Raw genomic sequence first — 12,262 nt, 5'->3', positions numbered from 1 at the left:
CAGTTCCCCGGCCCACCCCCCCCCCCCCCCCGCTCGGCCCCCGCCCCCCGCCCACGGCTGGGGCGCCGGCCCAGCGTCTGGGGTTAGCCTTGTCCCCGCCGCCGGTCCGGTACGGCACCCGGCCCGCTGCACCCTTGCGCGGCGTGCGGCCCGGCGTCCCCGTACCGGGGCTCAGGGCGAGGTCTGGGCGGCTGCCAGCTCGCCGAGGGTGACGTCGGCGGTCTTGGTGGCTCCGTTGCGGGTGTAGGTGACGGTGACCTTGGTGCCCGGGCTGAGCGAGGCGAGCGCGGTGGTGAGCGCGTTCAGCGAGTCCACCTGGGTGTCGCCGATCTTGGTGATGACGTCCCCAGCCTGGAGCCCCGCCGAGGCCGCCGCCCCGCCCGGGGTGACCTCCACGATGACCGCGCCGGAGGGCTGGAACTGCTGGTTGAAGCTGGTCCGGGCGGTGATGCCGAGCGCGGCCCGGCCGGAGTTGGTCACCTTGCCCTGCTTGATCAGCTGGTCGGCGATGTTGGTGATGGTGCTCGCCGGGATGGCGAAGCCGATGCCGGGGGCGGCCGCGCCGTTGGTCTGCGGCTCGGTCGCGGCGAGGGTGTTGATGCCGATCACCTTGCTGTCCAGGTCGGCCAGCGCACCGCCGCTGTTGCCCGGGTTGATCGCCGCCGAGGTCTGCACCATGTTGCTGATCGTGGCGCCCGGCGACCCCGGGCCCTGGGGCTCGGAGACGGTCCGCCCGATGGCCGAGACGATGCCCTGGGTGACGCTGCTGGAGAGGCCCAGCGGGCTGCCCATGGCGAGGGTGATCTGGCCGATCTGGACCTTGCCCGAATCGCCGAAGCTGGCCGGCTTGAGGCCGCTCGGCGGGTTGTTCAGCCGGATCACCGCGAGGTCGGAGTCGGGGTAGCTGGCGACCAGGCCGGCGTCCAGCGCCGTGGTGCTGTTGGCGAGGGTCACCGTGAAGGTGGTCGCGGTGCCGACCACGTGGGCGTTGGTGACGATGTCGCCCTTGTCGTCGTAGACGATCCCGGACCCGAGGCTGTCGCCGGTGGTGATCTGCACCACGGAGGGCAGCACGTTGGCGATCACCGCCTGGTAGGCGTCCTGCAACTGGATCCCGCCGTTCGACTGGCCGGACGACGAGGCGGCCTGCGGGGAGCCGGCGGCCGGGGACGGACCGGTGGCGGCGACGGTGGACGAGGAGGACGTGCCGCTGCTGCACCCGGCCAGTGCCAGCACGGCCGCCAGCGCCACCGCGACGGCCCCCGGCAGCCGCCCGCCCGGCGGCCTCGGCCCGATCGGCCGCGGCCCGGCGGGCAGGGGGTTGGCGTGTTCCTTGTGACGGCGCACCTGGCTGCCTCCGATTCGTCACCGCACCGAACGGGCGCAGGTGTGGACGCACGGAAATCCTGCTCAGCTTTTCACCGTTTTGTCCGCTTTGCGGCCTCGACTCGCCCGAACGTGGCGATCGAATCCGAACGCCTAGGATCGGCACATGACTTGGTTGATCACCGGCGGTGCCGGATACATCGGCGGACACGTCGTCCGACAGCTGCTCGACGCCGGGGAGCGCGTCGCCGTCCTGGACGACCTCAGCACCGGCGACGCCTCCCGGCTGCCGGCCGGCGTCCCCCTGATCGAGGGCTCCACCCTGGACCGCGCCGCCCTGGACGCCGCGATCCGCGAACACGGCGTCGAGGGCATCCTGCACTTCGCCGCCAAGAAGCAGGTCGGCGAGTCCGTCGAGCAGCCCTTCCTGTACTACCGCGAGAACATGATCGGCCTCCAGACCGTCCTGGAGGCCGCCGCCGAGGGCGGGGTGAAGCGCTTCCTCTTCTCCTCCTCCGCCGCGGTCTACGGCATGCCGGACGTCGACCTGGTCACCGAGTCCACGCCCTGCGCCCCGATGAGCCCGTACGGCGAGACCAAGCTGGCCGGCGAGTGGCTGGTCGCCGCGGCCGGCAAGGCCCACGGCATGTCCACCGTGGCCCTGCGCTACTTCAACGTGGCCGGCGCCGCCTCCCCCGAGCTCTCCGACGCCGGGGTGTTCAACCTGATCCCGATGGTCTTCGAGCGGCTCACCGCCGGCGAGGCCCCGCGGATCTTCGGCGACGACTACCGGACCCCGGACGGCACCTGCGTCCGCGACTTCATCCACGTCTCCGACATCGCCTCGGCGCACGTGGCGGCCGCCAAGCGGATGGCCGCCGACCCGGCCGGCGCGACCTCCCTGGTGCTGAACATCGGCCGCGGCGAGGGCGTCAGCGTCAAGGAGATGCTGGAGGTGATCGGCAAGGTCACCGGCTACGACACCGCCGCCGAGGTGACCCCGCGCCGCGCCGGCGACCCGGCCCGCGTGGTGGCCTCCGCCGACCTGATCCACCGCGAGCTGGGCTGGACCGCCCGTCACGACGTGACGGAGATGGTCTCCTCCGCGTGGGACGGCTGGTGCAGCCGCCACCCCGGGGCCCGCAAGGCCTGAGGCCCGACCCGGCGCCGCCGCTCCGGCGGCGCCGACCCGGCGGTGTCCGCCCCGCGGTTCAGCGGGCGGGCACCGCCGTGCCGTAGAAGGCGTCCAGCGCGTACACGCAGCGGTCCTTGGAGCCGACGAAGACCCGGCCGCCGACCGCCACCGGCGAGCCGGTGAGCTCGCCCTTGGTGCCGAGCTCCCAGCGCAGCTGACCGCTCGCCAGGTCCAGGGTGTGCAGCGAGTGGTCCCGGCTGCCCAGGTGCACCAGGCCGTCGGCCACCGCCGGGGAACCGACGATCTCCCCGCGGGCGGTGTAGCGCCAGCGCTCCCGGCCGCCGGCCGCCTCGAAGGCGTACAGCACCTCGCCGTTGCCGACCAGCACCATGCCGTCCGCGACCACCACCGGGTCGGCGCCCTGGCGGCGGCCGGTGACCCCGCGCCAGCGGTCCAGGCCGGTGGCCGCGTCCAGCGCGTAGACCGTGCCCAGGTAGTCGGCCACGTAGACCGCGTCGGAGTCCAGGGCGGGCGGGGTGAACAGCACCACCGGGGCCTCGAAGCGCCAGCGCTCCACCCCGCTGGCGGCGTCGAGCGCGTACACCCGGGTGCCGGCCGACACGTACAGCACGCCGCCGCGCTCCACCGGGTGCGAGGGCACGTCCTCGCCGACCGGGAAGGACCAGCGCAGGCCCGCGCCGCGCGGATCGACGCAGCGCAGCCGCCCGCCGCCGTAGTAGTAGGCGGCGCCGCCCACCAGGACCGGACCGGACTGCGGGTTCTCGTAGTCCTGCTGGGCGTCGTCCGCGCGCCACAGCTCGGCGCCGTTGGCGGCCGAGCGGAGCTGGACGCCGCCGCCCCTGATGCCGCAGCAGAGCACGCCGTCGGCGGCGGAGAGCGAGTAGACCCAGCCGTCCAGCGAGGTGCGCCAGCGCTCGGTGCCGTCCGCGGCGTCCACGGTGTACAGGTGCGGGCCGTCCGCCGCGTGCACCCGGCCGGCGTCCACCGCGAGCGCCCAGGCGACGTCCCGGGTCTTGTAGCGGCGCTCGCCGGAGGCGATGTCCAGCGCGTGCACCTCGAAGCTGGAGACGAAGAGCGTGCCGTCCGCGACCACCGGGGTGCCCCAGACGTCGTTGGACATCCGGAACCGCCAGGGGCGCCAGCGGGCGACCGGCGCGGGCGGCGGGGTGGGGGCCCGGCGGACCCAGTCGGTCGTGGCCGGGGCGGTGCTCGGGCCGGGCTGCTCGTACTCGGCCCGCGGCCCCGGGCCTATCCGCACCGAGGCACCGGACAGCTGCACCTCGACGGAGCCGCCGGTCGGCGCCCGGTGCCGGTTCGGGGAGGCGATCTTCGCGGTCGGGATCTCGGCGTCCGAGTGCGGGCCCGGCTGCGGCAGGCTGTGCACCGGCCCGGCCGGCGGCTGGGCGTGCCGCCCGCCCGGGTTGGTGCGCGGGTCGGCCGGTCCGAGGTGCTGCGGCGGGACGTGCGCGGGCGGGACGTGGGCGGGCGGGACGTGGGCGGGCGGGCCCTGGGGATGCGGGGGCGGCTGGGCCGGTCCGGCCGGCGGGCGCGACGGCGGGGCGGCCGGCCGGCGGCCCCGCTTGCGCTCGATCAGCTCCAGCGCGTTGGCCGGCAGCCACTCCCCGGCCTCGCCGGAGGCGTCGTCCCGCGAGAAGAGGTGCGGGGCCAGCTCGGTCTGGATCTGCGCCGGGGTGGGCCTGCGCTCGGGGGCCTGCTGCATGCAGGCGCGGACCAGGTCCATCAGCTCCGGCGGCATGCCGGTCAGGTCCGGCTCCTCGCGCAGCAGCTGGAACACCGTCTCGACGGGGTTGGAGCCCCGGTAGGGCGGGTGCCCGGTGGCGCAGAAGACCATCAGCGAGCCGAGCGAGAAGACGTCGCTGGCGCCCCGGACGGTACGGCTGTCCCGGGCCTGCTCGGGGGACATGTAGGCGGGGGTGCCGACCGCGACGTTGGTCATGGTGAGCCGGGTGCTGGACACCCCGGCCGCGATGCCGAAGTCGATCACCTTCGGGCCGTCCTCGACCACCAGGACGTTGGAGGGCTTGAGGTCGCGGTGGATCAGCCCGGCCGCGTGGATGGACTGGAGGGCCTCCGCGATGCCGGCGACCAGCCAGCGGGTGGCCTCCACCGGCAGCGGGCCGCAGTCCTCGACCAGGTCCTCCAGGGAGGGGGCCGGGATGTACGCGGTGGCCAGCCAGGGCACCCGGGCGTCCGCGTCCGCGTCCACCACGGCCGCCGTGTAGAAGCCGCCGACCGTCTTGGCCGCCGCGATCTCCCGGGCGAAGCGGACCCGGAACAGCTCGTCCTCGGCCAGCTCACCCCGCACGGTCTTGATGGCCACCCGCCGCCCCGACGCGGAACGCGCCAGGTAGACCAGCCCCATCCCACCCGCGCCGAGCCGCCCCAGCACCTCGAAGGGCCCGATCCGCCTCGGATCGTGCGCCGTCAGCTGGTCCACTCCGCTGCCACCTCCCCGTTGTCCGCACCCGCCGCGTGGTGCCGGACCCGATTCTCCAATGCCGTCCTCCGCATATCCAACCTCCCCCACCCCCCGGAACCCGTCGTCCGGGCCCGGACGACGCCCCGGACAGCCCTCTGACCAGCGAGGACGGAACGGCCGGATCCTGACGCCCGCTCCGGGGGCGGCTTGCGCCCGGAGCCCCGGACCGTCCACTTCCGGACGGGACCGCACCCTTCGGCCGTCGTCACGCTCTGTCACCCAACCACCCCTCAGCGGACTCGCCGTCACGCTGTGAGGTCAAAAGCACACGGGGGGGCTTCAACAGGGGCTTCGAAGCCCGGTGAATATCCGTCCGAAGTGGTTCATGCCGCTATACCAACCCCCGTGCGGAGTAATAGTCGCATCACCGAATCGCGCCAAGATCGTGCCACGGTAAGCTGACGGCATGACAGGACAAGTTCGCACCGTCGACGGTCGCGTCGCCGGGCGACGCGGACAGGAGACGCGGCAGAAGCTGCTCGATTGCCTCCGCGAGATGCTCAGCACGTCGCCCTATCGGGACGTCAAGGTCATCGACGTCGCCCGTATGGCGGGTACCTCCCCCGCGACCTTCTACCAGTACTTCCCGGATGTCGAGGGCGCTGTCCTCGAAATCGCCGAGGAAATGGCCAAGGACGCCGACCAGCTCAAAGAGCTGGTGGCCGGAAAGTCCTGGGCAGGGAAGTCCGGACCGACCACTTCGGAAGAACTGGTCGACGGATTCCTCGCCTTCTGGCGCAAGAACGACGCCATTCTCCGAGTGGTCACGCTCGGTGCCGCCGAAGGGGACAAGCGGTTCTTCAAGATCCGCATGACGGTCCTCAACGCGGTCGCCAAGCCACTCGCGGAGGCCGTCAAGGAACTCCAGGCGAAGGGTCAGGCCGACAAGTCGCTCGATCCGAACGCCGTGGCCGGGGCCCTGGTCTCGCTGCTCGCCTCGGCGGCCGAGCACCAGAAGGCCTTCACCTCCTGGGGCGTCAAGGTCAAGGACCTCAAGCCCAACCTCGCTCCCCTGGTGTACCTGGGCGTCACCGGCAAGAAGGCGCCCAAGTAGGACCGTTCTCCGACCCATCATCCGCTCCGCGCGCAGCCCCGGCCTCCTGTCCGGGGAACGACGGACGGCGGCCGTGTCCTCGGGGGAGGTCCGCCGACGTACCGCACGCGCGCCAGACATGCCGGTGGGCGGGCACCCGGGACAGGGTGCCCGCCCACCGGCATGTCCGGGGTTCGGAGGGGTGCGGCCCCGGGACGGCGCCGTGCTGCCGTTCCGGGGCCCTTGCGGAGCCGTTCAGGGGGCCGTGCGGCGCCGTGGGGTCAGGGGCAGCGCACGACCTGGCCGGCGTAGGCCAGGCCCCCGCCGAAGCCGAAGAGCAGGACCGGGTCGCCGGGCGAGAGCTCGCCGCGCTCGACCAGCTTGGAGAAGGCCAGCGGGATGGAGGCGGCCGAGGTGTTGCCCGAGTGGACCACGTCCCGGGCCACCACCGCGTCCTCGCCGAGCCCCAGCTTGCGGGCGATCGTGTCGATGATCCGCAGGTTGGCCTGGTGCGGGACGAAGCCCTTCAGCTCGGACGGGTCGATCCCGGCCCGCTCGCAGGCCTGGCGGGCCAGCGGGGCGAGCTGGGTGGTGGCCCAGCGGAAGACCGCCTGGCCCTGCTGGCTGATCACCGGGTCCCAGCCGGTGATCACCACGGCGTCGCCCCGCTCCGGCTCGGAGCCCCAGACCACCGGCCCGATGCCGGGCTCGCCGCCCTCCTCCTGGGCCTCGATCACCGCGGCGCCGGCGCCGTCGCCGAAGATCACGCAGGTGGAGCGGTCGGTCCAGTCGAGCGTGTCGGACATCCGCTCGGCGCCGATCACCAGGGCGCGGCGGGCCGAGCCGGCCCGGATCGCGTGGTCGGCGGTGGCCAGGGCGTACGAGAAGCCGGAGCAGACCGTGTTGATGTCGTACGCGGCGGGCGAGCGCACGCCCAGCCGGGCGGCCACCGCGGCGGCGGTGTTGGGGCTGCGCTCGATCGCGGTGCAGGTGGCGACCACGACGAGGTCGATCTCCTCGGCGGTCCGGCCGCTGTTGGCGAGGGCCTTCTGCGCCGCCTCGGTGGCGAGGTCGACCAGGCTCTCCTCCTCGGCGATGTGCCGGGTGCGGATGCCCACACGGGTGCGGATCCACTCGTCGTCGGTGTCGACGAGCCCCGCCAGGTCGGCGTTGGAGAGGACCTTGGGGGGCTGGTAGTGCCCGAGTGCCACAATGCGAGAACCGCTCATACTGCCATGGAACCGGGTTACCCGCTGGTCAGCATGGTATGACCGGCGACAGGATCCGCCCCCTCGATCTGTAGGAGGTGGACAAGGGGCCTTGGGGGGCCCGGGTTCCGCGTACGCCGAGGTCAGGCGGCCAGCGCGGCGGTGTCGCCCATCACGATGACCGGGTGGGCCGCCGGGTCCAGGGTGCGGATCAGCTGGGCCATCTTGTCCTCGGGGATCGACACGCAGCCGTGGGTCGGGCCGTCGTGGTCCACGTGGAGCCAGATGCCGCCGCCCTTCTTGGAGCCCATCGGGCGGCGTGTGTCGAGCGGGGAGTTGCCGGCGACCCGGTTGTAGTTGATCGCGACCACGTAGTCGAAGGAGCCGGCCAGCTGGTCCCCGAAGAAGCCCGTGCCGGAGACCACGAAGCTCGGGTCCTTGTCGTACGGGAGCTTGCTGCCCGGGTCCGCCTTGCGGCCGCCCGCGTCGGTGAGGTTGAACACGCCGATCGGGCTGCGCAGGTCGCCCTCGTTGTGGTCGGTGGTCCAGCCGTTCTTGCCGTTGTGGCCCTGCCAGGTCTCGCCGGCCAGCCAGCGGCCCTCGGAGGTGCGGGTCCAGAGGGTGACGGCGTTCTTGTCGGTGTTCCTGTCCTGGCCGGAGGCGACCACGACCTGGGTGGTCTCGGCGGGTATCTGCGCGGTGAACTTCGCGCCGAGGCCGGGTATCGCGGCGACCGAGCCGTCCGTACGGGTCTGGCTGCGGTCGGCGGCCGGGGCCGCGGCCTGCCGGTCGGAGGCGGCCTGGGCGGCCGCGGGGGCCGGGCCGGGCTGGTCGGGCTTGCTGACGCCATCCGGGCCGGGGCCGTCGGCGGCGGTGATGCCGGGCTTGGCGCCGTCCTGGCCGACGGCGTACCAGCCGGCGGTGGCGGCGACCAGCAGCGCGGTGCCGGCCATCACGGCCTTGCCGTGACGTTTCTGCTTGGCCTTGCGCCGCCGTCCCCGCGCGGCCGTCCGGCCACCCGCCACGGGCGCGGCGGCGAGCACCACGGGCGCGGCCTCGTAGCGGGCCTCGGGCACGGGTTCGTGGACGGGCTCGTAGCGGGCGTCGGGCACGGGCTCGTAGCGGGCGTCGGGCACGGGCTCGTAGCGGGCCTCGGGCACGGCTTCGTGAACGGGCTCGGCCCGGTAGACGGACTCGGCCTCGTAGCCCGGCTCGGCCGGGTACTGGACGGGTTCGGCCCCGTACGGCTGGAACGGCTGCCGGTACGCCTCGTAGTACCCGTCAGGGGCCTGCTCGTACGGCTGGTACTCGCCGTAGTAGGCGTCCTGCTGAACCGGCTGCCGGTACGGCTGGAAGCTCTCGTACTGCTGCTGCGGCATCAGGTCGACCGGCTCCTGCGTCGGCTGGTGCGGCGGGTACGCGGTGGCGCGATCAGAACCGGACATGCCGTCGATCCTGCCAAACGCCGTACCCGTTGGTAAACCCGGGCCCCGTGCGGAGGCCGTGAAGACAACCGCCGCCCGGGCCGACGGACGGCCGGGGCGGCGGAGGACTTCGAAGACCGGAACGGGGTCAGAGGCGCATCGCCTGCGGGGACTCACGGCGCATCGGGTCCGGGCCGTCGTACTCGCGGATGACCTCGTAGCGGGTGTTGCGCTCCACCGGGCGGAAGCCCGCGTCGCGGATCAGCCCGAGCAGGTCGTCGCGGCCGAGCTTGTTCGGGGTGCCGAAGTTGTCCGCGTCGTGGGTGATCTTGTACTCGACCACCGAACCGTCCATGTCGTCCGCGCCGTGGCTGAGCGCCAGCTGGGCGGTGGCGACGCCGTGCATCACCCAGAAGACCTTGACGTGCGGGACGTTGTCGAAGAGCAGCCGGGAGACCGCGAAGGTCTTCAGCGCCTCGGCGCCGGTGGCCATCTCGGTGCGGGCCATCAGCTTGTTGCGCACGACGCCGTCCTTGGAGTCGTGGAAGTCGTGCTGGTAGCGCAGCGGGATGAAGACCTGGAAGCCGCCGGTCTCGTCCTGGAGCTCGCGCAGCCGCAGCACGTGGTCCACCCGGTGGCGGGGCTCCTCGATGTGGCCGTACAGCATGGTGGCCGGCGTCTTGAGGCCCTTGCTGTGCGCGAGGCGGTGGATCCGCGACCAGTCCTCCCAGTGGGTGTCGTGGTCGACGATGTGCTGGCGGACCTCCCAGTCGAAGATCTCCGCGCCGCCGCCGGTCAGCGACTCCAGGCCGGCGTCGATCAGCTCGTCCATGATCTCGTCGGCGGACAGGCCGCTGATCTTCTCGAACCAGTGGATCTCGGTGGCGGTGAAGGCCTTCAGCGAGACGTTCGGCAGCGCCGCCTTCAGCTCCCGCAGCGAGCGCGGGTAGTAGCGCCACGGCAGGGTCGGGTGCAGGCCGTTCACGATGTGCAGCTCGGTGAGGGACTCGACCTCCATCGCCTTGGCGAGGCGGACGGCCTCCTCGATGCGCATCGTGTACGCGTCCTTCTCGCCCGGCTTGCGCTGGAACGAGCAGTACGCGCAGGACGCGTTGCACACGTTGGTCATGTTGAGGTGGCGGTTGACGTTGAAGTGGACGACGTCGCCGTTCTTCCGCGTCCGCACGTGGTGGGCCAGCCCGCCCAGCCAGGCCAGGTCGTCGCTCTCGTAGAGCGCGATCCCGTCCTCGCGGGTCAGCCGCTCACCCGCGTAGACCTTCGCCTCCAGCTCGCGCTTGAGCCCTGCGTCCATGCGGTGACCCGCCTCCTCCGACATTCGATTCCTTGCCGGAATGAGCGTACGCCTATGCCGAGAGCAGCTCGGCGAGCAGTGTCGGGTCGATGTTGCCGCCGCTGACCACGGCCGCCACCGCCTGGCCCCCGGTCTCGGCGGCGCGGTGGAAGTAGGCGGCCGGTGCGACCGCCCCGGAGGGCTCGGCGACCAGCCTGCCGCGGCGGGCCAGCACGGCCACGGTGGCGCGGATCTCGTCCTCGGTGACGGTGACGATGTCGTCCACGTAGGCGGTGACGTGCTCGAACGGCAGCACGCCGAGCGACGGGGTGCGCAGCCCGTCCGCGATGGTCCGGTAGGTGTCGGCGACCGGCCACTCGACCCGGCGGCCGGCCCGCAGGCTGGCCCGGGCGTCGGCGGCCAGCTCGGGCTCCACGCCGATCACCCGGATGCCGGGGCGGGTGAGCTTGAGCGCGGCCGCCGTCCCGCCGATCAGGCCGCCGCCGCTGACCGGCACCAGGACGGTGTCCAGCTCGGCCGGGGCGTCCTCGGCGATCTCCAGGCCGACCGTGCCCTGGCCCGCGATGATGAACGGGTCGTCGTACGGCGGGACCCAGACGTAGCCGTGCTTCCCGGCCAGCTCGGCGGGCAGGGTGTCCCGCTCCTCCGGCGCGACCAGGATCACCTCGGCGCCGAACGAGCGGGTGGCCTCCACCTTCACCGCGGGCGAGGTGTCCGGCATCACGATCACGGCCTTGATGCCGAGCGTCCGGGCCGCGTACGCCACCGCCTGCGCGTGGTTGCCGCTGGACTGGGCGACCACGCCCCGGGCGCGCTCGTCCTCGGTGAGCGCGGCCAGCCGGTTGTAGGCGCCGCGGGTCTTGAACGCCCCGGTCGGCTGGAGGTTCTCGGGCTTCAGCCAGAGCCGCCGTTCCCCCTCGGCCGCCCAGGGGGCGGGGACCAGTGGGGTGCGCACGGCGACCCCCGCGATCCGCTGCCGAGCCGCCCGCAGCTCCTCCAGACCGACCAGCGCCATGCGTCACTCTCCTACAGGAGGAAGTTCACTCACCCGGTTTTCCCACTTCGTGGAGAGTACGACGGTGGTGCGGGTTCGGGCCACGCCCTTCGTGCCCGAGATCCGCTTGACCACCGATTCCAGGCCGGCCACGTCGGCCACCCGGACCTTCAGCATGTACGAGTCGTCACCGGCGATGAACCAGCAGTCCTCGACCTCGTTGAGGTCCTTCAGCCGGAACGCCACGTCCTCGTGGTCCGCGGCGTCGGTGAGCTGAAGGCCGATCAGGGCCGTCACGCCGAAGCCGAGCGAGGCCGGGTTGACCGTCGCCCGGTAGCCGGTGATGACCCCGGCCTGCTCCAGGCGGTTGATCCGGTCCGTGACGCTCGGGCCGGAGAGCCCGACCAGGCGGCCCAACTCGGCGTAGGACGCGCGGCCGTTCTCCCGAAGCGCCTGGATGAGCTGTCTGTCCACCGTGTCCATATACCGTCCGCGTCCTTCCGAACCTCGCCAGACCCACAGATCATTATCCGGATTCAAAGGCGCCCTGCGCCGACCGACCCGGATATCGCAGAGAAGATACTCTCCCGCCCCCGGTCTCCTTACTCCCCCTCAGCCGGAGCGCCGTCGCCGCCGGCCGTCCTGCGGGCGGCCGCGCCCAACTCCCCCTCCCAGCGCAGGTACAGGGAATGCGGCACGTCGACGGCGTCCAGCACCCGTCCGGCCACGAAATCCACGAGCTCGCGCACGGTGGAGCCGCCGGCGTAGAAACCGGGCGAAGCGGGCAGGACGACCGCCCCCTGCGCGTCGAGCTCCACCAAGTGCTTCAACGTCACCCCGTTGAGTGGTGTCTCGCGCACGCAGACGACGAGCGGGCGGCGCTCCTTGAGGGTGACGCTGGCCACGCGCTGCAGCAGGTCCTTGCTCAGGCCGAGCGCGATCCCGGCCACCGCGCCGGTGGTCGCGGGCACCACGAGCATGCCCTTGGCCGGGTAGGAGCCGCTGGACGGGCCGGCCGCGAAGTCCCCGGCGGGCCAGTAGCGGACGTCGTCCAGGCCCCGGTCGCTCCCGAGCCAGGCGGCCAGGTCGGCGCGCCAGTGGGCGTCCCGGAAGGAGATGCCGGTCTCGTCCAGGATGGTGAGCCGGGCGGCGCGGCTGACGATCAGGTCCACCGCCTCGCCGGCGGCCAGCAGCGCGCGGATCACCGAGGCCGCGTACGGCGTCCCCGACGCGCCCGAGACCCCGACCACCCACGGCTGACGCTTCGCAGTTCCCATGGGGCAATTCTGACCCGCCTCGACCTGTGCGT

Annotated in this window: 10 protein-coding genes; 2 read left to right on the top strand and 8 right to left on the bottom strand. The window is 72.8% G+C overall.

Annotation, left to right across the window (positions count from 1 at the left end):
* Positions 1-171 precede the first annotated feature (171 nt).
* Positions 172-1,296 (bottom strand): S1C family serine protease, encoded by a 1,125-nt coding sequence (locus ACFVHV_RS14060; protein WP_380351320.1) that lies wholly within the window; start codon positions 1,294-1,296, stop codon positions 172-174.
* A 196-nt stretch (positions 1,297-1,492) separates the two neighbouring features.
* On the opposite strand from ACFVHV_RS14060, the gene galE reads away from it, so the two are divergent.
* A complete protein-coding gene (galE, locus tag ACFVHV_RS14055) occupies positions 1,493-2,479 on the top strand; it encodes a UDP-glucose 4-epimerase GalE (RefSeq protein ID WP_359902884.1) in 987 nt (328 codons plus the stop codon).
* A gap of 58 nt (positions 2,480-2,537) precedes the next feature.
* Here galE and ACFVHV_RS14050 read toward each other — a convergent pair whose 3' ends face one another.
* Complete coding sequence (locus ACFVHV_RS14050) at positions 2,538-4,940, bottom strand: PQQ-binding-like beta-propeller repeat protein (RefSeq protein WP_380351310.1); 2,403 nt, start codon at positions 4,938-4,940, stop codon at positions 2,538-2,540.
* A 448-nt stretch (positions 4,941-5,388) separates the two neighbouring features.
* Between ACFVHV_RS14050 and ACFVHV_RS14045 the strand changes: the two genes are divergently transcribed.
* Entirely contained in the window at positions 5,389-6,036 is a 648-nt protein-coding gene (locus tag ACFVHV_RS14045; RefSeq protein ID WP_224284690.1) for a TetR family transcriptional regulator, read from the top strand.
* 260 nt (positions 6,037-6,296) lie between these two features.
* On the opposite strand, the gene ACFVHV_RS14040 is transcribed toward ACFVHV_RS14045, so the two are convergent.
* The 6 genes from ACFVHV_RS14040 to ACFVHV_RS14015 all read right to left on the bottom strand — a co-directional run bounded on the left by ACFVHV_RS14040 (position 6,297) and on the right by ACFVHV_RS14015 (position 12,230).
* A complete protein-coding gene (locus tag ACFVHV_RS14040) occupies positions 6,297-7,244 on the bottom strand; it encodes a beta-ketoacyl-ACP synthase III (RefSeq protein WP_380351308.1) in 948 nt (315 codons plus the stop codon).
* A gap of 122 nt (positions 7,245-7,366) precedes the next feature.
* Positions 7,367-8,668: a L,D-transpeptidase family protein gene (locus tag ACFVHV_RS14035; RefSeq protein WP_380351306.1), complete on the bottom strand. Its 1,302-nt coding sequence runs from the start codon at positions 8,666-8,668 to the stop codon at positions 7,367-7,369.
* Between the two features lie 127 nt (positions 8,669-8,795).
* Positions 8,796-9,959, bottom strand: coding sequence for an aminofutalosine synthase MqnE (gene mqnE, locus ACFVHV_RS14030; RefSeq protein WP_359902873.1), 1,164 nt, complete (start codon positions 9,957-9,959; stop codon positions 8,796-8,798).
* Positions 9,960-10,011: 52 nt separating this feature from the next.
* Entirely contained in the window at positions 10,012-10,974 is a 963-nt protein-coding gene (locus ACFVHV_RS14025) for a threonine/serine dehydratase (RefSeq protein ID WP_359902870.1), read from the bottom strand.
* Positions 10,975-10,977: 3 nt separating this feature from the next.
* The gene (locus ACFVHV_RS14020) at positions 10,978-11,436 is read right to left on the bottom strand and encodes an Lrp/AsnC family transcriptional regulator (RefSeq protein ID WP_030055719.1); all 459 of its coding nucleotides are present in this window, start codon (positions 11,434-11,436) and stop codon (positions 10,978-10,980) included.
* A gap of 119 nt (positions 11,437-11,555) precedes the next feature.
* Entirely contained in the window at positions 11,556-12,230 is a 675-nt protein-coding gene (locus tag ACFVHV_RS14015; RefSeq protein ID WP_359902867.1) for a UbiX family flavin prenyltransferase, read from the bottom strand.
* Positions 12,231-12,262: the final 32 nt, after the last annotated feature.

It is taken from the genome of Kitasatospora sp. NPDC127116, from assembly GCF_042677365.1.
GTDB classification, from domain to species: domain Bacteria; phylum Actinomycetota; class Actinomycetes; order Streptomycetales; family Streptomycetaceae; genus Kitasatospora; species Kitasatospora lactacystinica.
The sequence above is the reverse complement of the archived record's forward strand: the minus strand, read 5'-3'. Positions and strand labels throughout refer to the sequence as shown.

Excerpts from the sequence above, each read along its gene's own strand:
- ACFVHV_RS14020 (WP_030055719.1), bottom strand. The coding sequence starts at position 11,436 with ATGGACACGGTGGACAGACAGCTCATCCAGGCGCTTCGGGAGAACGGC.
- ACFVHV_RS14045 (WP_224284690.1), top strand. The coding sequence starts at position 5,389 with ATGACAGGACAAGTTCGCACCGTCGACGGTCGCGTCGCCGGGCGACGC.
- ACFVHV_RS14035 (WP_380351306.1), bottom strand. The coding sequence starts at position 8,668 with ATGTCCGGTTCTGATCGCGCCACCGCGTACCCGCCGCACCAGCCGACG.
- ACFVHV_RS14040 (WP_380351308.1), bottom strand. The coding sequence starts at position 7,244 with ATGAGCGGTTCTCGCATTGTGGCACTCGGGCACTACCAGCCCCCCAAG.
- ACFVHV_RS14015 (WP_359902867.1), bottom strand. The coding sequence starts at position 12,230 with ATGGGAACTGCGAAGCGTCAGCCGTGGGTGGTCGGGGTCTCGGGCGCG.
- ACFVHV_RS14025 (WP_359902870.1), bottom strand. The coding sequence starts at position 10,974 with ATGGCGCTGGTCGGTCTGGAGGAGCTGCGGGCGGCTCGGCAGCGGATC.
- galE (WP_359902884.1), top strand. The coding sequence starts at position 1,493 with ATGACTTGGTTGATCACCGGCGGTGCCGGATACATCGGCGGACACGTC.
- mqnE (WP_359902873.1), bottom strand. The coding sequence starts at position 9,959 with ATGGACGCAGGGCTCAAGCGCGAGCTGGAGGCGAAGGTCTACGCGGGT.